Source organism: Subtercola sp. Z020 (assembly GCF_002931235.1).
In the GTDB taxonomy this organism is placed as follows: Bacteria; Actinomycetota; Actinomycetes; order Actinomycetales; family Microbacteriaceae; genus Subtercola.
The window spans coordinates 12,619-35,700 of record NZ_PSTT01000014.1; the positions used below are offsets into that span (position 1 = coordinate 12,619).

At 68.3% G+C, this 23,082-nt stretch carries 25 protein-coding genes; 23 read left to right on the forward strand and 2 right to left on the reverse strand.

Features of this window, described 5'->3' with window-relative positions:
* Positions 1-6 precede the first annotated feature (6 nt).
* Positions 7-837, forward strand: coding sequence for a type I methionyl aminopeptidase (gene map, locus C5B96_RS02090; RefSeq protein ID WP_104242496.1), 831 nt, complete (start codon positions 7-9; stop codon positions 835-837).
* A 73-nt stretch (positions 838-910) separates the two neighbouring features.
* Here map and C5B96_RS02095 read toward each other — a convergent pair whose 3' ends face one another.
* Complete coding sequence (locus C5B96_RS02095) at positions 911-2,818, reverse strand: transcription antiterminator (protein WP_199176522.1); 1,908 nt, start codon at positions 2,816-2,818, stop codon at positions 911-913.
* Between the two features lie 207 nt (positions 2,819-3,025).
* On the opposite strand from C5B96_RS02095, the gene C5B96_RS02100 reads away from it, so the two are divergent.
* From C5B96_RS02100 to glmM, 17 genes are all read left to right on the forward strand, one after another.
* The gene (locus C5B96_RS02100; protein WP_104242500.1) at positions 3,026-3,400 is read left to right on the forward strand and encodes a PTS sugar transporter subunit IIB; all 375 of its coding nucleotides are present in this window, start codon (positions 3,026-3,028) and stop codon (positions 3,398-3,400) included.
* The gene (locus C5B96_RS02105; protein ID WP_104242502.1) at positions 3,397-3,666 is read left to right on the forward strand and encodes an HPr family phosphocarrier protein; all 270 of its coding nucleotides are present in this window, start codon (positions 3,397-3,399) and stop codon (positions 3,664-3,666) included. Before C5B96_RS02100 ends, C5B96_RS02105 begins: the two co-directional genes overlap by 4 nt.
* 97 nt (positions 3,667-3,763) lie before the next feature.
* Positions 3,764-5,455: a phosphoenolpyruvate--protein phosphotransferase gene (gene ptsP / locus C5B96_RS02110; protein ID WP_233188946.1), complete on the forward strand. Its 1,692-nt coding sequence runs from the start codon at positions 3,764-3,766 to the stop codon at positions 5,453-5,455.
* Positions 5,452-7,068: a PTS mannitol transporter subunit IICB gene (locus C5B96_RS02115; RefSeq protein ID WP_104242505.1), complete on the forward strand. Its 1,617-nt coding sequence runs from the start codon at positions 5,452-5,454 to the stop codon at positions 7,066-7,068. Before ptsP ends, C5B96_RS02115 begins: the two co-directional genes overlap by 4 nt.
* Before the next feature lie 42 nt (positions 7,069-7,110).
* A complete protein-coding gene (locus tag C5B96_RS02120; RefSeq protein ID WP_104242507.1) occupies positions 7,111-7,548 on the forward strand; it encodes a PTS sugar transporter subunit IIA in 438 nt (145 codons plus the stop codon).
* Complete coding sequence (locus C5B96_RS02125; RefSeq protein ID WP_104242509.1) at positions 7,548-8,696, forward strand: mannitol-1-phosphate 5-dehydrogenase; 1,149 nt, start codon at positions 7,548-7,550, stop codon at positions 8,694-8,696. Before C5B96_RS02120 ends, C5B96_RS02125 begins: the two co-directional genes overlap by 1 nt.
* An 86-nt stretch (positions 8,697-8,782) precedes the next feature.
* The gene (gene infA, locus C5B96_RS02130; RefSeq protein ID WP_022883252.1) at positions 8,783-9,004 is read left to right on the forward strand and encodes a translation initiation factor IF-1; all 222 of its coding nucleotides are present in this window, start codon (positions 8,783-8,785) and stop codon (positions 9,002-9,004) included.
* A gap of 76 nt (positions 9,005-9,080) precedes the next feature.
* Complete coding sequence (gene rpmJ, locus C5B96_RS02135) at positions 9,081-9,197, forward strand: 50S ribosomal protein L36 (RefSeq protein WP_104242511.1); 117 nt, start codon at positions 9,081-9,083, stop codon at positions 9,195-9,197.
* Positions 9,198-9,328: 131 nt separating this feature from the next.
* On the forward strand, positions 9,329-9,703 hold the full coding sequence (gene rpsM / locus C5B96_RS02140) for a 30S ribosomal protein S13 (RefSeq protein WP_104242513.1): 375 nt from the start codon (positions 9,329-9,331) through the stop codon (positions 9,701-9,703).
* A gap of 62 nt (positions 9,704-9,765) precedes the next feature.
* Positions 9,766-10,164 carry a 30S ribosomal protein S11 gene (rpsK, locus tag C5B96_RS02145; protein ID WP_104242515.1) on the forward strand — a complete coding sequence of 133 codons (399 nt, stop codon included), beginning with the start codon at positions 9,766-9,768 and terminating at the stop codon, positions 10,162-10,164.
* Positions 10,165-10,349: 185 nt separating this feature from the next.
* The gene (locus tag C5B96_RS02150) at positions 10,350-11,339 is read left to right on the forward strand and encodes a DNA-directed RNA polymerase subunit alpha (RefSeq protein ID WP_104242517.1); all 990 of its coding nucleotides are present in this window, start codon (positions 10,350-10,352) and stop codon (positions 11,337-11,339) included.
* A gap of 66 nt (positions 11,340-11,405) precedes the next feature.
* Positions 11,406-11,990 carry a 50S ribosomal protein L17 gene (rplQ, locus tag C5B96_RS02155; RefSeq protein ID WP_104242519.1) on the forward strand — a complete coding sequence of 195 codons (585 nt, stop codon included), beginning with the start codon at positions 11,406-11,408 and terminating at the stop codon, positions 11,988-11,990.
* 117 nt (positions 11,991-12,107) lie between these two features.
* Positions 12,108-12,668 carry an Lrp/AsnC family transcriptional regulator gene (locus C5B96_RS02160; RefSeq protein ID WP_104242521.1) on the forward strand — a complete coding sequence of 187 codons (561 nt, stop codon included), beginning with the start codon at positions 12,108-12,110 and terminating at the stop codon, positions 12,666-12,668.
* A gap of 12 nt (positions 12,669-12,680) precedes the next feature.
* Positions 12,681-13,556, forward strand: coding sequence for a tRNA pseudouridine(38-40) synthase TruA (gene truA / locus C5B96_RS02165; protein WP_233188940.1), 876 nt, complete (start codon positions 12,681-12,683; stop codon positions 13,554-13,556).
* Positions 13,557-13,719: 163 nt separating this feature from the next.
* Positions 13,720-14,166 (forward strand): 50S ribosomal protein L13, encoded by a 447-nt coding sequence (gene rplM, locus C5B96_RS02170; protein WP_104242523.1) that lies wholly within the window; start codon positions 13,720-13,722, stop codon positions 14,164-14,166.
* A gap of 45 nt (positions 14,167-14,211) precedes the next feature.
* Entirely contained in the window at positions 14,212-14,697 is a 486-nt protein-coding gene (rpsI, locus tag C5B96_RS02175) for a 30S ribosomal protein S9 (RefSeq protein WP_104242525.1), read from the forward strand.
* Positions 14,698-14,723: 26 nt separating this feature from the next.
* Entirely contained in the window at positions 14,724-16,070 is a 1,347-nt protein-coding gene (gene glmM / locus C5B96_RS02180; RefSeq protein ID WP_104242527.1) for a phosphoglucosamine mutase, read from the forward strand.
* A 62-nt stretch (positions 16,071-16,132) separates the two neighbouring features.
* On the opposite strand, the gene coaA is transcribed toward glmM, so the two are convergent.
* Positions 16,133-17,086, reverse strand: coding sequence for a type I pantothenate kinase (coaA, locus tag C5B96_RS02185; protein ID WP_104242529.1), 954 nt, complete (start codon positions 17,084-17,086; stop codon positions 16,133-16,135).
* A 50-nt stretch (positions 17,087-17,136) separates the two neighbouring features.
* On the opposite strand from coaA, the gene glmS reads away from it, so the two are divergent.
* From glmS to tsaB, 5 genes are read left to right on the forward strand one after another with little or no spacing between them, the layout of a single operon-like run.
* Positions 17,137-18,984, forward strand: coding sequence for a glutamine--fructose-6-phosphate transaminase (isomerizing) (gene glmS / locus C5B96_RS02190; RefSeq protein ID WP_104242531.1), 1,848 nt, complete (start codon positions 17,137-17,139; stop codon positions 18,982-18,984).
* A gap of 19 nt (positions 18,985-19,003) precedes the next feature.
* Entirely contained in the window at positions 19,004-19,363 is a 360-nt protein-coding gene (locus tag C5B96_RS02195) for a holo-ACP synthase (RefSeq protein ID WP_104242533.1), read from the forward strand.
* Positions 19,360-20,520 carry an alanine racemase gene (gene alr / locus C5B96_RS02200; RefSeq protein ID WP_233188941.1) on the forward strand — a complete coding sequence of 387 codons (1,161 nt, stop codon included), beginning with the start codon at positions 19,360-19,362 and terminating at the stop codon, positions 20,518-20,520. Before C5B96_RS02195 ends, alr (C5B96_RS02200) begins: the two co-directional genes overlap by 4 nt.
* Positions 20,517-22,361, forward strand: coding sequence for an alanine racemase (gene alr, locus C5B96_RS02205; protein WP_233188942.1), 1,845 nt, complete (start codon positions 20,517-20,519; stop codon positions 22,359-22,361). The genes alr (C5B96_RS02200) and alr (C5B96_RS02205) overlap by 4 nt, the downstream gene beginning before the upstream one ends.
* A complete protein-coding gene (tsaB, locus tag C5B96_RS02210) occupies positions 22,358-23,074 on the forward strand; it encodes a tRNA (adenosine(37)-N6)-threonylcarbamoyltransferase complex dimerization subunit type 1 TsaB (RefSeq protein WP_104242535.1) in 717 nt (238 codons plus the stop codon). The genes alr (C5B96_RS02205) and tsaB overlap by 4 nt, the downstream gene beginning before the upstream one ends.
* Positions 23,075-23,082: the final 8 nt, after the last annotated feature.

Genomic DNA, 23,082 nt, shown 5'->3' on the forward strand with positions numbered 1-23,082 from the left:
CGTACCGTGGCGTTCCGCAAGTCGCTCTACAAGACGCCGGCCGAACTCCGGTCGATGGTCGAGCCCGGTCTCGCCACTCTGGCCTCCCTCGAGGCGGTGCGGTCGATCATCCGCCCCGGTGTGACGACGGGTGAGCTGGATGCCGCGGCCGACCGCGCGATCAAGCAGCTCGGTGGGCGGTCGAACTTCCAGCTCGTGCCCGGGTACCGGCACACCATCTGCTCCTCGGTGAACGACGACGTCGTGCACGGCATACCGGGGGAGCGCGTGCTCGAGGCCGGCGACATCGTCTCCATCGACTCCGGCGCCGACATCGGCGGGTGGAACGGCGATTCCGCCATCACCATCGTTCTGCCCGACCCGGCGCGACCCGAGATCGTAGCCGAGCGTCAGAGGCTCTCCGACGTCACCGAGGCGTCGATGTGGCACGGCATCGCCCGCCTCGCCGTCGCCCGGCATCTCAACGAGATCGGCGAGGCGATCGAGGACTTCATCGAGTCCCAGGGCAGCTACGGCATCCTCACCGACTACATCGGCCACGGCATCGGCCGGAGCATGCACGAGGAGCCGCCGGTGTTCAACTACCGGGTCCGGGCGAAGGGGCCCGACGTGAGGCCCGGTCTCGTGGTGGCGATCGAGCCGATGGTGACCGCCGGGTCGATCGACACCTTCACCCGCGACGACGACTGGACGGTGGCGACCGCCGACGGCAGCATGTCGTCACACTGGGAGCACTCCGTGGCCGTGCACGCCGGCGGCATCTGGGTGCTGACGGCGGCCGACGGCGGCGCGGCCGAGCTCGCGAAGCTCGGCGTCATGCCCGTACCCATCGCCTGACAGGCGGATCTGCTGGCCGGGCGTCTGCCGGGTCGCGCCCGCAGGGTCAGGGCCTGGCGACCCGATCACGCACTCACTTGTCCATGAGGTGCACGAGTGCCTCGATGAAGCTCGCGAAGTCGTTCGAGCCCCGGATGAGCTGCAGCACGTCGTCGCGCTCTGAGAACACTTCGACGAACTGGTCGAAGATCGTCTGGAACGAATTGCGGCCGTTCGAGGAGAAGGCGATCATCGCGACGACGTTCACGCGGTTCTCACCCCAGTCCATCGGGGTGTCGTTCACCGCGATGGCGATCGCGGTACGCTCCGCCGTCATGAGCATCGAATGGGGCACGGCGACCGAGTCGGTGAAGGCGGTCGACGACATGCGTTCGCGTTCGATCGCCCCGTCGATGTACGGCCTGTCGATGACGCCAGCCACGAGCATCCGTTCGCCCAACAGCGTGATCATGTCGACCTCGTCGACGGCCGCGAGGTTCCGCACGAACAGTTCTTCGCTGAAGTACAGCATCAGGTCGTCGCGCAACTGGCGGCGGCGCTGCAGCCGGCGCACGCGCCGCACCGCCCGGCGAATCGTGTCGATGTCGTCGTCGGTGAGGAAGGTCTGCACGAGCACCGCCCGCTCGCCGAGGGCCAGCGCGGGAACCGTGGTGATGATGAGGTCGGTGCTGATCTCCGCGAGGTCGATGTCGGTGCGGGTGATGATCTTCTCGACCTGCACGTCGTCGCCGAGCGCCTGCTCGAGCCGGCGCAGCATCATCAGGTGGATGTCGTAGTAGTTCGGGAACACGAGCGTGCAGGTGACCATCTCCTCGCGTCGCGCCTGGCGTTCGAGGTGCGACCCGACGTGCAGGGCGATGTAGGCGATCTCGTCGTCGTTGATGGTGATCGACTCGGTGCGCTGGATCTCGCTGGCGATGAACACCGCGAGTTCGTAGGTCATCGGGTACGACGTCTTGATCGAGCGGGTCATCGGGTTGCGCGAGTACGAACGCACGCGCGCCCGGGCGATGAGGTTGCGCACGTGCAGGGCCAGCCGCACGGCGAATTCGTCGCCGTTCAGGTCGATCAGGTACTGCTCGCCGGCCTTCCGCGCGATCTGTCGAATGAACTCGACGTCGTCGGTGAGGCCGAGCTGCTCGGTCTGCTCGTCGAGCGGCAGGTCGTGACCGGGGGTGATCACCCGCGTCGTCAGCAGCAGCACGAGGTGGTCGAGGTCGGCGACCGAGAGGGCGACATCGAAGTGGCGGTGCATCAGGTTCAGGATGCCGCCTGCCAGCTCGCTCTGTGCGGGCGCCTGCTCGGGTGCGGACCCGCCGTCGAGCACGAGGTCTTTCTGGGTGCGGTCGACCGCGATCGCGACGTGCAGCAGAACGCTGTCGAGCCCGTACTCGTTCACGAAGTAGCCGCCGGCGTCGAGCAGTTCGAGCAGGTCGGTCTTGAATGCGGTGAGGTTGGCCGAGCCGAACTCGCTCTGGATGCGCTCGACCTCGACGAAGCCGCGAGCACTCTCGGCGCGGAACATGCGGCTGACGAGTCGGCGCCTGTTCTCCTCCGTGCCCTGGGCGGTGACACGGCTGCCCGAACGGTGCAGGCTGAGCCCCGACTCCTCGAGCAGCGGCCTGACCTTCCGGAGGTCGGCCTCCATCGTCGACTCACTGACGAACAGGCTCGCCGCGAGGTCGTAGATGTCGACGCCGCCGGGTGACTCGTTCAGCTGGCGCACGACGCTGTAGAGCCGGTCGCGCGGCCCTTCGGGGTCGCGCTGCCCGATCCAGCTCGCATACGCGTCTCGGTTCAGGCGATAGCCCTCGGGGGAGGAGGCGATGATGTCGTGCGGTTCTGCCGCCGCCTTGGCCGCCGTGACGTAGCTGCGAACGCTGCGGGTTGTGACGCCCAGACGGTCGGCGAGCTGACCCGACGTCATCCAGCCGTCGTTCTCGGCCAGATAGTCGAGCAGCCGCTGGCGTCTGTCGCTCATGGCGTGACACTCTACAGGTCCGTGCCCCGCAGCGAGCTTCCGCGGTGCCTTCCGCAGGGCCTTTCGGCAGGCCTTTCCGCAGGGCATTTCCGCAGGGGCGGAAGATTCCCTGCTGGAACGCACGGCCCATTCTCAGCAGACTTGTCGGGTACCTGAATTCCGGCCGTTCCCGAGCGGCCTGCACGATCGCGCAAGGAGGCGAGAACCGTGACGAACATCCTCGTGGTCTGCGGCGCCGGTGCGTCGAGCACCTTCCTCGCGCACCGCATGCGCACCGCGGCCAGGGCGCGCGGCTACGAAGCGACCGTGAAGGCCGCGAGCCAGTCGGCGTTGGATTCCCGGATGCCCGGGGTCGACGTACTGCTCGTCGGTCCGCATCTCGCTGCCGAGCTGCCCGTGCTGGCCGAGATCGCCGGGGGCTACGGCGTGCCGGTGGCGCTGCTGCCCGAGTCGATCTTCGGCAGCGGTGGCGAGCACGAGGCACTGAGCATTGCGATCGACGCCCTGCGCGACATCCAGAACCCGAACGAGCCCGACCTCGACCCCTTGCCCGCAACGACAACCACGGAGGACCTCTCATGACCGAACGCACTGCGACCATCGCCTCGTCCCACGGCCTGCACGCCCGCCCTGCCTCGCTCTTCACGCAGGCGGTCGCCAAGTCGGGTGTGAAGGTGCACCTGGCGAAGGGCGACGGCAAGGCGGTGAACGCTGCGAGCATCCTCGGCATCATCTCGCTGGGCATCGAGTCGGGCGACACCGTGACCCTGTCGGCCGAGGGGGAGAACTCCGAGACCGTGCTCGACGACCTCGCCGCGATGCTGGAGCGCGACCTCGATGCCGAGTGACGCGACGCTTCCGGCAGCGGGTAGCGGCTCCGGCGTGACGACGCTGCTCCGCGGAGCCGGTATCGGCCGCGGCCTCGCCGTCGGGCCGGTGCTGCGGATGCCCGCACCCCTGCCCGAGCCGGCCGAGACGCCCTCGACCCTCACTCCGGCCGCCGAGCTCGACCGCGCGACCGCGGCGCTCGCCGCGACCGCAGCAGACATCCGCGCCCGCGGCGAACGGGCCGGCGGAACCGCGCACGACGTGCTCGAGGCGCAGGCCTTCATGGCCGAAGACCCGACCCTCGCCGACGATGTCGAGGCCCGTGTGCAGGGCGGTCTGACCGCCGAGCGGGCCGTCTTCGAGGCGTTCGCCGGCTTTCGCGACCTGCTGGTGAGCATGGGCGGCTACATGGCCGAGCGCGCAACCGACCTGAACGACGTGTCGCAGCGCGTGGTGGCGAACCTGCAGGGTGTGCCGGCCCCCGGCATCCCCGACCCCGACTTCGCGTTCGTGCTCGTCGCCCGTGACCTCGCGCCCGCCGACACGGCGCTTCTCGACCTCGACAAGGTGCTCGCCCTCATCACGAGCGAGGGCGGCCCGACCTCGCACACGGCGATTCTGGCGCGCGACAAGGCGATCGTCGCCGTGGTGGGTGCCGCCGGCGCCCTGGAGCTGGCCGACGGCGAGACGGTGATCGTGGATGCCGCGGCCGGCTCGGTCACCGCGTCACCGAGCGCAGACGACATCGCGGCTGCGCAGCAGACGCTCGCCGAGCGGAAGGCGCGCCCCTCCGCCCCGACCGGCGCCGGCCGCCTCGCCGACGGAACCGCCGTACCCCTCCTCGCGAACCTCGGCTCTGCGGATGCCGCGGCCGACGCCGTGGGCAAGGGCGCCGAGGGCGTCGGGCTGTTCCGCACCGAGTTCCTCTTCCTCGACTCCACCGCCGCGCCCACGGTAGAGGCGCAGCAGGAGCAGTACACGAAACTCCTCGCCGCGTTCCCGGGCAAGAAGGTCGTCGTGCGGGCGCTCGATGCCGGAGCCGACAAGCCGCTCAGCTTCCTCAACGACGCCGACGAGGAGAACCCGGCCCTCGGCCTCCGTGGTCTGAGGGCGCTGCGCGCCAACGAACAGATCCTGCGCGACCAGCTCACCGCCCTCGCGAACGCTGACGCCGTCACCGACGCCGACCTCTGGGTCATGGCGCCGATGGTGTCGACCGTCGAGGAGACCCGCTACTTCACGGCCCTCGGCCGGGAGCTCGGGCTGAAGACGCTGGGCGTGATGGTGGAGGTTCCCTCTGCCGCGCTGCTGGCCGACCGCATCCTCGCCGACGCGGACTTCGCCAGCATCGGCACCAACGACCTGACCCAGTACACCCTCGCTGCCGACCGCCTTCTCGGGTCGGTCGCCGCATTCCAGGACCCGTGGCATCCGGCCGTTCTCCGACTCGTCGGTGACGTCGGGCGCGCGGGCCAGGCCCTCGACAAGCCGGTCGGTGTCTGCGGTGAGGCAGCGGCAGATCCGTTGCTCGCCGTGGTGCTCGTCGGCCTGGGGGTGACATCCCTCTCGATGTCGCCCGCTGCGCTCGCCGACGTGCGTGCCGAACTGGCGCTGTACACGCTCGAGCAGGCACAGCACTACGCCACGCTGGCGCTGGCCGCCAACTCGGCGTTCGAGGCGCGCGCCGCGGTGCTCGAGGCCCAGACCCACCCCAGCAGTACCGATCCCAGCAGTACCGACCCCAGCAGTACCCACCCCCGCAATACCCATCCCCGCAGTTCCCACGCACACGAAGGAGACAGGCCATGACGACGACGTCAACCACCCAGACCGGCGGGCCCGCCGGCACCCAGACGAAGGGGGGAGCCCGCGTCGCCGTACAGCGATTCGGAACCTTCCTTTCGGGAATGGTGATGCCCAACATCGCCGCGTTCATCGCCTGGGGCCTCATCACGGCCCTCTTCATCCAGACGGGCTGGCTCGCCCAGTTCGGCATTCTGGTGCCGGCGATCGGCGGTTTCCCGAGCGCTGACGGAACCGCGAACGTCGGTCTCGTCGCCCCCATGATCACCTACCTGCTGCCGCTGCTCATCGCGAACACCGGCGGCCGGATGATCTACAACACCCGAGGCGGCGTCATCGCCGTCATCGCGACCATGGGTGTCATCGTCGGCAGCCCGGTTCCGATGTTCATCGGGGCCATGATCATGGGCCCGCTCGCCGCCTACCTGATGAAGCAGATCGACAAGATCTGGGCCGGCAAGATCAAGCCCGGCTTCGAGATGCTCGTCGACAACTTCTCGGGCGGCATTCTCGGCGCGATCCTCGCCGTCATCGGCTTCTACCTGATCGCCCCGGTGATCACCGGGCTGAGCGCGGCCCTCGAGTCGGCGGTCAACGGGCTGGTCAACCTCGGTCTGCTGCCGCTGGCCTCGATCCTGGTCGAGCCCGGCAAGGTGCTGTTCCTGAACAACGCGATCAACCACGGCGTGTTCACGCCGCTGGGTGTGCAGCAGGTGTCGGAGTCGGGCAAGAGCATCCTGTTCCTGATCGAATCGAACCCCGGCCCCGGTGTCGGCATTCTGATCGCCTTCGCGATCTTCGGTGTGGGTCTGGCCAAGGCCAGCGCTCCCGGTGCGATCATCATCCAGTTCTTCGGCGGAATCCACGAGATCTACTTCCCGTACGTTCTGATGAAGCCGATGACGATCATCGCCGCGATCCTCGGTGGCATGACCGGCGTGTTCGTGAACGTGCTCTTCCAGACGGGGCTGCGCGCACCGGCTTCGCCCGGGTCGATCATCGCGATCCTGATCCAGACGGCGCCCGACTCCTACGTCGGCGTCATCCTGTCGGTCATCGCCTCTGCGGCCGTGTCGTTCCTCGTCACCGCGGTCATCCTGCGCGCCTCGCGCAAGCGTGACCTCGCTGCCGAGAACGCGGGCGACCTGAGCGCTGCCATTGCGCAGACCCAGGCCAACAAGGGCAAGGAGAGCTCGGTTCTCGGTCACCTGCAGGCCGACGGCCTGGCGAACGAGGCGGGCGGCCTGGCCGACCTGTCGACCCGCGACCGTGACGCAGCCGAAGAAGTGTCGCGTGCCCAGGAGGCACAGTCGATGACCGCGGTGCACAACATCGTGTTCGCCTGCGACGCCGGCATGGGCTCGAGCGCCATGGGAGCATCCGTTCTGCGCAACAAGATCAAGAAAGCCGGCATCACGGACGTTACTGTGGTGAACAAGGCGATCTCGAACCTCACCGACGACATCGATCTGGTCATCACCCACCAGGACCTGACCGCTCGGGCGAGGCAGCAGTCGCCGAGTGCCGAGCACGTTTCGGTCGACAACTTCATGTCGAGCCCGAAATACGACGAGATCGTCGGTCTGCTCGAGCGCCAGCACGACACCGAAAAGGCGTAGGCGACAGCCCCGCCAGCCGCACGACAAGGAGACGGAATTCTCATGAGCGACGTATTGACGCAGAACTCGATCAAGATCCACGGAACGGCCGAGACGAAGGAGGAGGCGATCGCCGAGGCGAACGAACTGCTGCTCGCGGTCGGAGCGGTGACGAACGACTACCTGGCGTCGATGCTCGAGCGTGAGAATTCCGTCTCCACCTACATGGGCAACTACCTCGCGATCCCGCACGGCACGAACGAGGGCAAGGATGCGATCCTCGCCTCCGCACTCTCGTTCGTGCGCTACGCGAAGCCCATCGACTGGAACGGCGAGGAGGTTCGCTTCGTGGTCGGCATCGCCGGCAAGGAGGGCGGCCACCTCGACATCCTGTCGAAGATCGCCATCATCTTCAGCGACGAAGACGAGGTCGAGAAACTGCTGAAGGCGCCGAGCGACGAAGCCGTCTTCGCGCTCCTCTCCGAGGTGAACGAAGACTGATGAAGGCCGTTCACTTCGGGGCAGGGAACATCGGGCGCGGTTTCGTCGGGCTCATTCTGCACAACGCGGGCTACGAGGTCGTCTTCGCCGACGTCAACTCCGATCTCATCGACGCCCTCGCCGCCGCGCCGACCTACGACGTACACGAAGTCGGGCTCTCGCCCCGCACGTGGACGGTCGACAACTTCCGGGCGCTGAACAGTGCGGCAGACGAGGCCGGCGTCATCGCCGAGATCGCGTCTGCCGACATCGTCACGACGGCGGTCGGCCCCACCATCCTGCGCTTCGTCGCTCCGCTGATCGGGCGGGCGCTGCTCGCGCGCTCCGATTCAGACGCACCGCTGCAGGTCATGGCCTGCGAGAACGCGATCAATGCGACGGATGCCCTGCGGGGCCACATCGAAGCCTCCCTCGGCGACGACTTCGCTGCCGTCTCGGGGCGTGCCGTGTTCGCGAACACGGCCGTCGACCGCATCGTTCCCGGCCAGGCTCCGGATGCCGGCCTGAACGTGACCGTCGAGGACTTCTTCGAGTGGGCCATCGAGGCCGGCCCGTTCGGCGACGCTCTGCCGAACATCCCCGAAGCCCACTTCGTACCCGACCTCGCTCCCTACATCGAGCGGAAGCTGTTCACGGTGAACACCGGGCACGCGGCGACAGCGTACTTCGGGGCCGCGGAGGGCATCGCACCGGTCGCCGAGGCGATCGCCGTGCCCGACATCTTCCAGAAGGTGAAGGCCGTTCTCGAGGAGACGAAGACACTGCTCGTCGCCAAGCACGAGTTCGAGCCGGCCGTGCAGGAGGCCTACCTCGAGAAGAACCTGCAGCGGTTCGCCAACCCGTACCTCCCCGACACCGTCGACCGGGTGGGCCGAGCGCCGCTCCGGAAGCTCAGCCGCAAGGAGCGCTTCATCGGGCCGGCCGCGCAGCTCGCCGAGCGGGGCATCGAGCCCACGGCGCTCCTGGTCGCCATTCGGGCCGCCCTCGAATTCGACGTGCCGGCGGATCCCGAGTCGGTGCAGCTGCAGCAGATTCTCGCGTCACGGTCGGCTGAGGATGCCGTGGCCGAGGTCACGGGCATAACAGAGGGTCACCCGCTGTTCACTTCACTGGTGCAGACCTTCAGATCGGTCGCCTCGGGTAGCTGAGCCTATGGTAGGCTCGATCTTTGGTGTCTAGGCACCGAGACAATACACGCACGACCAGTTATCAATACTTCTACAGACAGTGAGTTATGGCCAAAAAAGACGGTGTCATCGAGATCGAGGGCGCAGTGGTCGAGGCTCTTCCCAACGCGATGTTCCGCGTTGAGTTGACCAACGGACACAAAGTGCTTGCCCACATTTCGGGCAAGATGCGACAGCACTACATCCGCATCCTCCCTGAGGACCGCGTGATCGTGGAGCTCAGCCCCTACGACCTCACCCGTGGTCGTATCGTCTACCGCTACAAGTAGCAGTCGTTGATCGCTGGAAAGTAACGGCCCGCCGCACTCGGTGGGTACGAAGACAGCGAAAAAGGAAAACAGAACAATGAAGGTCAACCCCAGCGTCAAGCCGATCTGCGAGCACTGCCGAGTCATTCGCCGCAACGGAAACGTCATGGTCATCTGCAAGTCGAACCCGCGCCACAAGCAGCGCCAGGGCTAGCAGCACCCCCAGTTTCATAGCAGAGCCAGAAACCCGGGCTCCTCTTCGGAGGGGCCCGGGGGACACCCGCGGTTGGAGGCCGCGGCACCGGAGCTGCTACAGACCTCCACTCACAACAGGAGCATGCCACCATGGCACGTATTGCAGGAGTAGACATTCCGCGCGACAAGCGCGTGGAGGTCGCACTGACTTACATCTACGGCGTCGGCCGCACGAGGGCGCTTCAGACCCTCGCCGACACCGAGATCTCGGGTGACGTTCGCGTCAAAGATCTCACCGACGAGCAGCTGGTCGCCCTGCGCGACCACATCGAAGGCGCCTACAAGGTAGAGGGTGACCTCCGCCGCGAGGTCGCCGCCGACATCCGCCGCAAGGTCGAGATCGGCAGCTACCAGGGCATCCGTCACCGCCGCGGCCTGCCCGTGCACGGCCAGCGCACCAAGACCAACGCTCGTACCCGCAAGGGCCCGAAGCGCACCGTTGCAGGCAAGAAGAAGGCCCGATAGCCAACACTTCCGGGCTCACGCCCCGAAGCACGGCATCGCCATAAACGTTTTAGGAGAACATCATGGCAGCACCAAAATCGGCCGCTCGTAAGCCGCGGCGCAAAGAGAAGAAGAACATCCCCGTCGGCCAGGCTCACATCAAGTCGACGTTCAACAACACGATCGTCACGATCACCGATCCCTCCGGTGCCGTGCTGAGCTGGGCCTCGTCGGGAACCGTCGGCTTCAAGGGTTCACGCAAGTCGACCCCGTTCGCCGCGCAGCTGTCGGCCGAGTCGGCCGCCCGCCAGGCGCAGGAGCAGGGCGTCAAGAAGGTCGACGTCTTCGTCAAGGGCCCGGGTTCGGGTCGCGAGACCGCGATCCGTTCGCTCCAGGCCGCCGGCCTCGAGGTCGGAACGATCAACGACGTCACCCCGCAGGCGCACAACGGGTGCCGCCCGCCCAAGCGTCGTCGCGTCTGACCTGATTCCTGTTTTCAGAAGCGACACGCGCTTCTGAAAAGTTCGCGTGCCAAGGCCATCTCTTCGGAGATGGTCTTGGTGCGTGCTGAACTTTCTCAGTTTGATAACTCAATAACGTCGGGCTCGCCACCCGGTATGCAAACGCAAGTGTCATATAGCGGACACTTAGCCGAAAGGAATCAACAGTGCTCATTGCACAGCGTCCAACGCTCACCGAAGAGAACATCTCCGAGTTCCGTTCGCGGTTCGTCATCGAACCCCTGGAGCCCGGTTTCGGTTACACCCTCGGTAACTCCCTCCGCCGCACCCTGCTCTCGTCGATTCCCGGCGCAGCGGTCACCAGCATCCGTCTCGACGGCGTGCTGCACGAGTTCAGCACCATCCCGGGTGTGAAAGAAGACGTCACCGAGATCATCCTGAACATCAAGGGGCTGGTCGTCTCGAGCGAGCACGACGAGCCGATCACGGCCTACCTGCGCAAGCACGCGTCGGGCCAGGTCACGGCTGCCGACATCTCGGCTCCGGCCGGTGTGGAGATCCACAACCCCGACCTCGTGATCGCCACCCTGAACGACAAGGCGAAGTTCGAGCTCGAGCTGATCATCGAGCGTGGCCGCGGCTACGTCTCGTCGACCCAGAACCGCAGCGAGTTCAGCGAAGCGGGCCAGATCCCGGTCGACTCGATCTACTCGCCCGTGCTCAAGGTCACCTACCGCGTCGAGGCCACCCGTGCCGGTGAGCGCACCGACTTCGACCGCCTCGTGGTCGACGTCGAGACGAAGCCGGCCATCACGCCGCGCGACGCAATCGCTTCGGCCGGGCGCACGCTCACCGAGCTGTTCGGTCTCGCTCGCGAGCTGAACACCGCCGCAGAGGGCATCGAGATCGGCCCGGCTCCCGTCGACGCCGTTCTGAGCTCCGAGCTCGCCGTGCCGATCGAAGACCTCGACCTGTCTGTGCGCTCGTACAACTGCCTCAAGCGCGAGGGAATCAACACGGTCAGCGAGCTCGTTGCGCTGAGCGAGACCCAGCTCATGAACATTCGCAACTTCGGCCAGAAGTCAGTGGATGAAGTCAAGGACAAGCTCGTTGAGCTTGGCCTGTCGCTGAAGGACACGGTGCCCGGCTTCGACGGCGCCCACTTCTACGGCGGCTACGACGACGAGAACATCTAACCCCCACTTGTCTTCGCTCCGGCCCGGCCGGACTGATTTCACGAACCACTCACTGGAGAAAACGACATGCCTACCCCCACTAAAGGGCCCCGCCTCGGCGGCGGGCCGGCGCACGAGCGCCTGCTGCTCGCGAACCTGGCCGCTCAGCTGTTCACGCACAAGAGCATCAAGACCACCGAGACGAAGGCCAAGCGCCTCCGCCCGGTAGCCGAGCGTCTCATCACGTTCGCCAAGAAGGGCGACCTGCACGCCCGTCGTCGCGTTCTCGCGACCATCGGTGACAAGAGCGTCGTGCACGAGCTGTTCACCGAGATCGCTCCGCTGGTCGCCGAGCGTGACGGTGGCTACACCCGCATCACGAAGCTCGGCTTCCGTAAGGGCGACAACGCCTCGATGGTGCAGATCGAGCTCGTTCTCGAGCCCGTGACGCCGAAGGTGCGTTCGACCCGCAGCAGCGCGGCCGCCGCGCCCGTCGCCGACGAGACCCCTGCGAACGACGACACCGTCGTCTCCGACGAGGCCACCGACTCCGACGTTCCCGCCGAGGAGACCGAGGCTGTCGAGACGAGCGAGCCCATCGCCGACGAGGAGCCCACCGAGGCTGCCGCCGAGGTCGAGGAAGACGCTGCCGAGAAGGCCGACACCAAGTAGTTCCGCACCACGCGAGAACCCCGGCACCCGAGCGCGGCTGCCGGGGTTCTTTTTTGCGCCAAAAGGTAAGTTATACTCAGATTCGCTTGTCATAGGGGATGAACGTGTGGAGAGTAAATGAAGAAGCGCAGCCTGTTCTCGTCGAAGATCGCCGCCGGGTTCGCCGGCCCCGAGGTGAGTCTCGACGGCAAAGACGTGGCCCTGCTGAGGGAGCTGGCCCGTGATTCACGCCAGTCGCAGCGGGCCCTCAGCCGGAAGGTCGGAATGTCGCCGCCTGCCGTCGCCGAGCGGCTTGCCCGGTTCGAGCGAACAGGTGTCGTCAAGCAGTACTCCGTCGCGATCGACTGGGCGCGGCTGGGCCTCGGTGTCGTCGCCGTGGTGAACATCACGCTGAAACCCGAGGAAGACCGGTCAGCGACCATCGACGCCCTGGCCGAACTGCCCGAACTCGAGCAGCTCACCGTCGTCACCGGCCGGTACGACCTCACGGCCCGCTTCCGCATCAGCGACCAGCCGCACCTGCGCGAACTCATTCTCGAGCGCGTGCCGGGCATGCCGGGCATCCTGCGCACAGAGACCCTGCTCGGCCTTGGTACTGTCGACACCGACGACTTCGCGTCGAGAATGTTCGAGACGTACCCCGAGGGTGCCGAGCTGGGGGCAGCGCCCGCGATCTGAGAGGCGGCGGGCGTGGCCGAGCTGGTGCGGGTGCGATTCGACCTGGCCTACGAGGGAACCGACTTCGCGGGCTGGGCCAAGCAGCCCGGGCTCCGTACGGTGCAGGGCGAGCTCGAGGGCGCGCTGGCCCGGTTGTACTCCGGCCTCGGTGTGCTGCCGTCGGTGGTCGTCGCCGGGCGCACGGATGCCGGGGTGCACGCCCAGGGCCAGGTCGTGCACCTCGACCTGACGCCGGAGCAGGCGGCGAACATCCGGATCAGCCGCATCGCCCTGAGCGTGAACGGGGTGCTCGGCCGCGTGGCCGACATCGTCGTGCGGCGCACGAGCGTCGCCCCCGAAGGCTTCGACGCCCGGTTCTCGGCGCTCTGGCGCCGGTACGAGTACCGCATCGCCGACACCCTGCCGGCGCGGAGCCCGCTCACCCGGCGCATCACGGCGTGGACGACGAAGGTGCTCGACGTCGACGCCATGCAGGAGGTCGCGAACGAACTGCTGGGCCTTCACGACTGGGCCTCGTTCTGCAAGCCGCGGGCGTTCGCCACCACCATCCGCACCCTGCAGGACTTCCGCTGGTCACGGGGCGATGACGGCATCGTCTCCGCGACACTGCAGGCCGACGCGTTCTGCCACAGCATGGTGCGCGCGGTCGTCGGTGCCTCTGTGGCGGTGGGGGAGGGCCGGCTCGCCCTCGACGACATCGTGCGGCTCCGCGATGCGCTCGAGCGAACGAGTGCGTTCAAGGTGATGCCCGCCCGCGGCCTCACTCTCACAGAAGTCGGGTATCCGGATGCCGCGGGCCTGGCGCAGCGCGCGGAGGAGACCCGCGCCCGCCGTTCACGGGAGTTGCTCGCCGAGCACCGACTGGCTATCGGGCTCCAGATCGACTAGAGTCGACCCTTGGTGTGCAACAGTTCTCTGTGCCGCCCGAAGTTGAGCCCTCCACAGGCCCGTTCCTCGCTCGCGAAACCGATCCTCTCGGTGTGCGCGAAGTGAATCGGCCACGGAGTGGGATTCACGGACACCTCATTTCGACCAAGAAAGCACTATCACTGTGACTCGTACCTATTCTCCCAAAGTGAGCGAGATCGTTCGCAACTGGGTCATCATCGACGCGACCGACGTCGTGCTCGGCCGCCTGGCCAGCCACGCCGCGATCATCCTGCGCGGCAAGAACAAGCCGACCTTCAGCCCGCACCTCGACGGTGGCGACTTCGTCATCATCATCAACGCGGAGAAGGTCGCCCTGACCGGCTCGAAGGCCGCCCAGAAGATCGCCTACCGCCACTCGGGTTACCCGGGCGGTCTCTCGTCGATGAACTACACGCAGCTCCTCGAGACGAACCCCACCCGCGCGGTCGAGAAGGCCATCCGCGGCATGCTCCCGAAGAACTCGATCGGTCGTGCCCAGCTGACGAAGCTGAAGGTCTACACCGGCTCTGAGCACCCTCACGCTGCCCAGCAGCCCGTTCCCTACACCTTCGACCAGGTCGCGCAGTAGCGCCCGCCGGTCTTTCAGACTTCAGACAAAGGATTCGTAACCAAAGTGGCGAAAATCGCAGACCAGATCGACGTAGCTCCCGAGAGCTACTCGACTGAAACCCCCACCGTCGAGACCCCGAAGGCTGCTCGCCCCGTGCTGAGCGTCGGCGGCGCGGCCGTCGGTCGTCGCAAGCAGGCCATCGCCCGCGTGCGTCTCACCCCCGGCTCCGGCACCATCGTCGTCAACGGCCGTGAGTTCGAGGACTTCTTCCCGAACAAGCTGCACCAGCAGCTGATCAACGACCCGTTCAAGCTCCTCGACCTGCTCGGCAGCTACGACGTCATCGCGAAGATCTCCGGCGGCGGCCCCTCCGGCCAAGCCGGTGCACTGCGCCTCGGCATCGCCCGCGCGCTCAACGAGATCGACGAAGAGAACAACCGCGCGACCCTGAAGAAGGCCGGCTTCCTGAGCCGCGACGCCCGAGTCAAGGAGCGCAAGAAGGCTGGTCTCAAGAAGGCCCGTAAGGCTCCTCAGTTCTCCAAGCGCTGATCGCCCCCGGCGTTTAGTTCTTCGTTGTGGCTGGCCTGTTCGGCACCGATGGTGTGCGTGGGCTCGCGAACAGAGATGTCACGGCAGATCTGGCTCTTCGCGTAGCTCAAGCCGCCTCCGTGGTGCTCGGCGCCCCGGCACGTTCAGCCGGCCGACGACCGATCGCGGTTCTCGCACGAGACCCGCGTACCTCCGGTGATTTCATCGCCGCAGCGGTCGCGGCCGGCTTTGCCAGTTCGGGCGTCGACGTGTTCGACGCCGGTGTGATCCCCACGCCGGCCGCCGCCTATCTCGTCGCCGACCTCGGCGCCGACTTCGGCTGCATGATCTCCGCTTCGCACAACCCTGCGCCCGACAACGGCATCAAGTTCTTCGCGCGCGGCGGCAAGAAGCTCGACGACGAGATCGAGGAGGCCATCGAGGCCGCCCTCGGTGAACCGTTCCTGGTTCCGCTCGGTGGCGACGTCGGTCGCATCCGGCGCTTCGCCGACGCCGAAGACCGCTACGTGGTGCACCTCCTCGGCACGCTTCCACACCGGCTCGACGGCATCCACGTCGTGCTCGACTGCGCGCACGGCGCAGCGGCGGGGGTCTCGCCCGACGTCTTCACCGATGCCGGCGCCCGCGTCACCGTGATGGGCAACGACCCCAACGGCGAGAACATCAACGACGGTGTGGGCTCGACCCACCTCGCCGGTCTCGCCGCCGCCGTCGTCGAGCACGGCGCCGACCTCGGCATCGCGCACGACGGCGACGCCGACCGCTGCCTCGCGATCGACGCCACGGGCGCGGTCGTCGACGGCGACCAGATCATGGCCATCCTCGCGACCGCCCTGAACCAGCGCGGGGCGCTCGTCGAGAGCACTCTCGTCGCCACCGTCATGTCGAACCTCGGGCTCCGCAGGGCGATGGCGGAGCAGGGCATCCGGATGCTCGAGACGAAGGTGGGCGACCGCTACGTGCTCGAGGCGATCAACGCCAACGGGTACAACCTCGGCGGTGAGCAGTCGGGTCACATCATCTTCGGCGACTACGCGACGACGGGTGACGGCATCCTGACCGGGCTGCAGCTGGCGAGCCACATGGCCGGCACGGGCAAGACGCTGGCCGAGCTGGCGTCGGTGATGACGGTCTACCCGCAGACGCTCATCAACGTGGCCGGGGTCGACCGTTCGCGGTCGACGACCGACGAGGTGCTGGCCGCCGCCGTGCGGGCCGCAGGCGAGGAGCTCGGGGATTCGGGCCGTGTGCTGCTGCGGCCTTCGGGAACCGAGCCGCTGGTGCGCGTGATGGTGGAGGCCGCCGACCAGGCGACCGCCGACCGCGTGGCCGAGGGCCTCGCCGCCGTCGTGCGCGCCCAGCTCGCGCTCTAGCGCAGGCTGCCCCGCTGGGCTCCTGCGCAGTCTGCCCCGCGCTGGGCGGGGGCCGCCGGTCGCTAGAGCTTGCGGAGGAGCACGCGGGAGACCGCGTGGTTGGCGCCCTTCTGCAGCACGAGGGTCGCGCGCGAGCGGGTGGGCAGCACGTTCTGCAGCAGGTTCGGCTCGTTGATCGACTCCCAGATGGTGCGCGCGGTGCGTCGCGCCTCCTCCTCGGTGAGGCTCGAGTACCGGTGGAAGTACGAGCTCGGGTTCGCGAAGGCGCCGCGCTGCAGTTTCAGGAAGCGCTCTTCGTACCAGTGCGCGATGTCGGTCGTGCGGGCATCCACATAGATCGTGAAGTCGAAGAGGTCGCTGACCGCGAGACGGTGGGCGGGCGACGGCGGCTGCAGCACGTTCAGACCCTCGACGATGAGGATGTCGGGCTGGCGCACGACGATCTGCGCGTTCGGCACGATGTCGTAGCTGAGGTGCGAGTAGAACGGGGCACGCACCTCTTCGGCCCCGCTCTTCACGGCGCTCACGAAGCGCAGCAGCGCGCGGCGGTCGTAGCTCTCGGGAAAGCCCTTGCGGTCCATGATGCCGCGACGGTTCAGCTCGCGGTTCGGCAGCAGGAAGCCGTCGGTGGTGACGAGCTCGACGCGGGGCGTGTCATCCCAGCGCGCCAGCAGCTCGCGGAGCAGCCGCGCGATGGTCGACTTGCCGACCGCCACAGAGCCCGCGACGCCGACGACGAACGGCGTGCGCTCCGCCCGCTCGCCGAGAAAGTCTGCGGTCTGGCGGTGCAGGTGCTGGCGCGCCCCCGCGTAGAGGTTCAGCAGCCGACTGAGGGGCAGATAGACCTCGCCGACCTCTGTCATGTCGAGCGGCTCGCCGAGGCCCCGCAACTGCACGATCTCGGTTTCGAGGAGCGGATGCGGCGTGGCCGGGGCCAGCGCTGCCCAGTCGGCCCTGTCGATCTCGACGTAGGGAGTCGTCTGCCCCACTGCGGGAATCGACGCGGAATCAGCCATAGGAGTCCATTGTGCCTCAACTCAGGGAACCCCCCTGTAAAATCGAATCCATGTGTGGAATCGTGGGCTACGTCGGACGACCAAAAAGCCTGGAGGTTCTCCTCGGGGGGCTGCGGCGACTCGAGTACCGCGGATACGACTCCGCCGGGGTGGCGATCATCACCGAGGAGGGCGACCTGGTCACGCGAAAGCGTGCGGGCAAGCTCTCCGTGCTGGTGGATGATCTGGCCGCAGAGGCGCTGACCGACGGTTCGACGGGCATCGGTCACACCCGGTGGGCGACCCACGGCGGCCCGACCGACGTCAACGCGCACCCGCATCTGAGCAGGGACGGCAAGCTCGCGCTCATCCACAACGGCATCATCGAGAACTTCGCCGAACTGAAGGCCGAGCTGCTCGCCGACGGTTACACCTTCGAGAGCGAGACCGACACGGAGGTGGCCGCGAAGTTGCTCGGTCGCGAGTACGAGGCCGGGGGCGGGCTCGCTGCCGCACTCGGCCGGGTCGTCGTGCGCCTCGAGGGCGCCTTCACGCTGCTCGCCCTGCACCGGGACGAGCCGCTCGTCGTGGTCGGCGCCCGCCGCAACTCCCCGCTGGTCATCGGGCTGGGTGACGGCGAGAACTTCCTGGGGTCGGATGTCGCGGCCTTCGTCGAGCACACGCGGCGCGCGGTGGCCATCGGCCAGGACCAGATCGTGACGATCACGCCCGATTCGGTGACGGTGACGGACTTCTTCGGCACCGACGTCGAGGCGCAGGAGTTCCAGGTCTCGTGGGATGCCTCCGCCGCCGAGAAGGGCGGCTGGTCGAGCTTCATGGCGAAGGAGATCAGCGAGCAGCCCGAGGCGGTCGCGAACACGCTGCGTACGCGCATCCATGACGACCGTGTCGTTCTACCCGACCTGGCGGGGCTCGGGGAGAAACTCGCCGACATCGACCGCATCGTCATCATCGCGTGCGGTACCGCGAGCTACGCGGGCATGCTCGGCAAGTACGCCCTCGAGAAGTGGGCCCGCATCCCGGTGGAGGTGCAGCTCTCGCACGAGTTCCGGTACAGCGAGCCCGTGTTGACGCCGCGCACGCTGGTGGTCTCGATCAGCCAGTCGGGCGAGACGATGGACACGCTGATGGCCGTCAAGTACGCGATCGACGCAGGTGCGGCGACGCTCTCGATCTGCAACACGCAGGGGGCGACGATCGCCCGCGAGTCGGATGCGGTGATCTACACGCACGCGGGCCCCGAGGTCGCGGTGGCGTCGACGAAGGCGTTCGTCGCGCAGATCGCGGCGCTCTACCTCTTCGGCCTGCACCTCGCCGAGGTGCGCGGAACGCTGTCGGGCGACGAGATCGCCGGGGCTCTCGACGAGCTGTCGAGCATCCCCGGGAAGCTCGAGCAGGTGCTGCTGACCTCCACCCGCATCCAGGAGCTGGCGAAGTGGATGTCGGACTCCCGCGCCGTGCTCTTCCTGGGTCGGCACGTGGGATACCCGGTGGCACTCGAAGGGGCGCTGAAGCTCAAGGAGCTGGCGTACATCCACGCGGAGGGATTCGCCGCCGGCGAGCTGAAGCACGGGCCGATCGCACTGATCGAGCCGGGCCAGCCGGTGTTCGTGGTGGTGCCGAGCCCGCGCGACCCGAACTCCCTGCACGCGAAGGTCGTGTCGAACATCCAGGAGATCCGTGCGCGCGGTGCCCGCATTCTGGCGGTCGCCGAGCAGGGCGATGCCGCGGTGCTGCCCTTCGCCGACGAAGTGATTCCGATTCCGTTGGCGGGTGCGCTGTTCGAGCCGCTGCTGGCCGTTGTTCCGCTGCAGATCTTCGCGATGGAGTTGGCGACCGCCAAGGGCCTCGACGTCGATCAGCCCCGCAACCTCGCCAAATCGGTCACGGTCGAGTAGCGGCCCGGGGTTCGGGTTCGTGATCATCGGCGTGGGTGTCGACATCGTCGACGTACCGCGGTTCAAGCGGTCATTGTCGCGCACTCCGGCCCTCGTGACGCGGCTGTTCGCTGAGAGCGAACGCGCCCTGTCGCTTCGTTCGCTGGCCGCTCGGTTCGCGGCGAAAGAGGCGTTGGTGAAGGCGGTGGGCGACCCGACCGGGTTCCGCTGGCACGACGTCGAGATCGTGTCGGATGCGCACGGCAAGCCGTCCTTCCGGCTCGCCGGGTTCGCCGCCGAGTCGGTGGCGGCGCACGGCATCGGAGTGCTGCACCTGTCGATGAGCCACGACGGGGATTCTGCGTGCGCGTTCGTGGTGGCGGAAGGCGGGGCGCAGTGAGTGCGGTGGATGAGGTCGGCGGAGTGGCCGAGGCGCCGCCGCTGCGGTTGGCCGTGATCGACCTCGGTGCGGTGCGGCACAATGTGCAGGCGGTGCGGGCGCTGGTCGGGCCGGCCGAGGTGATGGCCGTGGTCAAGGCGAACGGGTACGGGCACGGTGCCGTGCAGGTCGCGCGCGCGGCGATCGACGCCGGTGCGACGTGGTTAGGGGTGGCCGACCTCGACGAGGCGCTGGCGCTACGGGATGCCGGGCTCGACGTTCCGGTGCTGGCGTGGTTGCACGGGCCGCAGGCGGGGTTCACCCAGGCGGTTCTGCGGTCGATCGATGTGGGCGTGAGTTCGGTGCGCCAGCTCGACGCGATCGCGGCGACGGTGGCGGAGCTGCGGCGGGAGGTCGGCGCTGTGGCGCGCGTTCAGCTGAAGATCGACACGGGGCTCGGGCGGAACGGCGCGTGCGAGGCCGAGTGGAGCGCACTCTTCGGGCGGGCTGCGGAGCTCGAACGGAGCGGCGAAGTGGTGGTGACGGGGCTGTTCAGTCACCTCTCCAACACCAGCGACGAGGAGGACCGCGCCCAGCTCGCGCGGCTGCACAGCGCGGTCGAGCAGGCCCGGGTGGCCGGTGTGGTGCCGCCGATCATCCACCTCGCGTCGACGGCGGGGGCGCTGCGACTGCCGGAGACGAGGCTGTCGATGGTGCGACTCGGGATCGGGATGTACGGGCTGTCGCCGTTCGACGACGCAACGTCTGCCGACCTGGGGCTGCGGCCCGCGATGCGCGTCGAAGGGCGGGTCATCTCGGTGAAGCGCGTGCCGACGGGCAGCGCCGTCTCGTACGGCTACACCTACCGCACCTCGGCGGAGTCGACCCTGGCGCTGGTGGCGCTCGGCTATGCAGACGGGATTCCGCGGCTGGGGTCGAACCGGGCGCCCGTGTCGATCGGCGGCGAGCGGTTCCGTGTGTCGGGGCGTATCGCGATGGACCAGTTCGTGGCCGACGTGCACGACGCGTCCGTGGCGGTGGGGGACCGGGTCGTGCTGTTCGGTGACCCTCGGGACGGGCATCCGTCGGCCGAGGAGTGGGCGGAAGCCGCCGAGACGATCAACTACGAGATCGTGACCCGGGTCGGGCAGCGCATCGAACGGCGGTACGTGTCGTGAGCGAGCACATCGTGAAGGAAGACCTCCTGCGGAGCGGGGATGCGCCCGAGCGGGTGGCGCGGATAAACCTCGACGCGTTCCGGCACAACGTGCGCGTGCTCGCCGGCCTGGCCGCCCCGGCCGAGACCATGGTCGCCGTGAAGGCCGACGCCTATGGGCACGGCATGGTGGAGCTGGCCGCTGCGGCGCTCGAGGCCGGCGCGACGGCGCTCGCCGTGCTCGACATCCCTGCGGCGCTCGCGCTGCGGGAGGCGGGGTTCACGGTTCCGATCTTCGCGTGGATGCACGGACCCGACGCCGACTTCGACGGCGCGGTCGCGGCCGGCATCGACATCGGGGTGTCTGCCCTGTGGCAGCTGGAACGCATCGCGGACGCGCACGGTCGCCTCACGGATGCGGAACCGGCGTGCGTGCACCTGAAGATCGACACCGGGCTGCACCGCAACGGGGCAACGGTCGAGCAGTGGCCCGGACTGGTGACCCGGGCGCTGGAGCTCGATGCGGCCGGTTCGCTGCGGCTCTACGCGGCGTGGTCGCACCTGGCCGATGCCTCGCCCGAGCACGACCGCGATGCGCTCGACGCGTTCCGGGCGGCGGTGACCGTCGCAGAGGGGCTGGGCGCGCGATTCGTGAAGCTGCATCTCGCGGCGAGCTCGGCGGGCATCCGCATGCCAGAGGCACGCTTCGACATGGTGCGCTTCGGCATCGCCGCCTACGGGGTCTCGCCGTTCGACGATGAGACCGCCGAAGAGTTGGGGCTCCGGCCCGTGATGACGCTGACGGCTCCGGTAGTGTCGGTGAAGCGGGTGCCGGCGGGGCACGGTGTGTCGTACGGGTTCGACTACCGCACGACGCGCGAGACGACGCTGGCGCTGGTGCCGCTCGGGTATGCGGACGGCATTCCGCGCGCGGCGAGCGGGCGCGGCGAGGTGTGGATCGGTGGCACCCGGTACCGGGTGGCCGGCCGGGTGGCGATGGACCAGATCGTGGTCGATGTGGGCGATGCTCCGGTGGCGCTCGGCGACGAGGTGGTGGTGTTCGGCGAGGCGCCGGGCGCTGGCGCGGGTGCCGGGGCGGCTGCGGATGCCGGAGCTGGTGCGGGGGCGAGCGCGGTGCCGACGGCCGAGGAGTGGGCCGGCTGGGCCCGCACGATCGGCGACGAGATCGTGGCCCGGGTGGGTCCGAGGGTGGTGCGGCAGTACGTCGGCGATAAGGCGGCCGGCGCGGAGCGCGCGGGCGAGGCTGAGGCAGAGGCAGACGCAGAGGGAGACGCAGGGGCTGTCGAGTCGTGGGTGGTCGCCGATCCCGAAGCGATGCACGCGCTCGGCGTGCAGTTCGCGGGGCGGCTGGCGGCCGGCGACGTGCTGGTGCTGACCGGGGAGCTCGGGGCAGGCAAGACGACCTTCACCCGCGGGCTCGGCGAGGGTCTGGGCGTTCGGGGAGCCGTGACGAGCCCCACTTTCGTGCTCGCGCGCACGCATCCGAACGGAGCGACCGGGGTTCCGCTGGTGCACGTCGACGCGTACCGCTTGGGCGCCGCGGCCGAGCTCGAAGACCTCGACATCGACTTCGCGCACTCGATCGTGGTGGTCGAGTGGGGGGCGGGGATGATCGAGAACCTCGTCGACGGGTACAGCGAACTCGTGATCGAGCGCCCACGCGGTGACTCGGGTGACGGTGCGGTCAGGGCCGGAGACGATGGCGCGGCCGAGGGCGCGGGCGGCGAGGTCGACGTCGACGAGCCGGTCGAGCCGCGCCGGGTGGCGCTCTACCGCCGCGGTGCGGCCGGGCGTGCGCTGGCATCCGGCGAGACAGCCGAGCCGGCGGGGGAGCGCCGATGACCGGCACGCCCGAGCTTCTGCTGGCGATCGACACCTCGGCGGGCACCAGTGTGGCCGTCGTGCGGGGTGGGGCGGGCATCCAGAGCCCTGAAGTGCTCAGCCAGGCAGACGGTTTCGACACGATGAAGCACGCGGAGGTCATCGGCCGACTGATCGAGCAGGCGCTCGCCGAGGCCGGGGTGACTGTCGGTGAGCTGACCGGCGTCGTGGCGGGCATGGGGCCGGGTCCGTTCACCGGGCTGCGTGTCGGCATCGCCGCGGCACGCGTCTTCGCGCTCGGCGCCGGAATCGAGCTGCTGCCGGTGGTGAGCCACGACGCGATCGCGCTCGCCGAGGCGGCGGCCGGCGGGGTCGGCGAGCTGCTGGTGGTGACGGATGCCCGGCGGCACGAGGTGTACTGGTCGCTCTACGAGCTCGGCGACGCGGGGGCTGTGCCCCCTGCGGGTGCGGCGCCCCTCGCAGCAGCGGCGCCCCTCGCGGGAACGACGCCGGTGCCGCCGCGACGCCTCGGCGGGCCGGGGCTTGCGAAGCCCGAGGCACTGCCGCATCCGCTCGCGCGAACGACCGACGGGGCGCATGTGTCTGCCGGGGCGCTGGCGCTGGTGGCGCTCGCGCTGAAGCAGACGGGTGGCGCGTTCGCCTCCGACCAGGCGCTCTACCTGCGGTCGCCCGACGTCACGGTGTCGACCGGCGTGAAGCGGGTGACGCAGTGAGCCGCGCA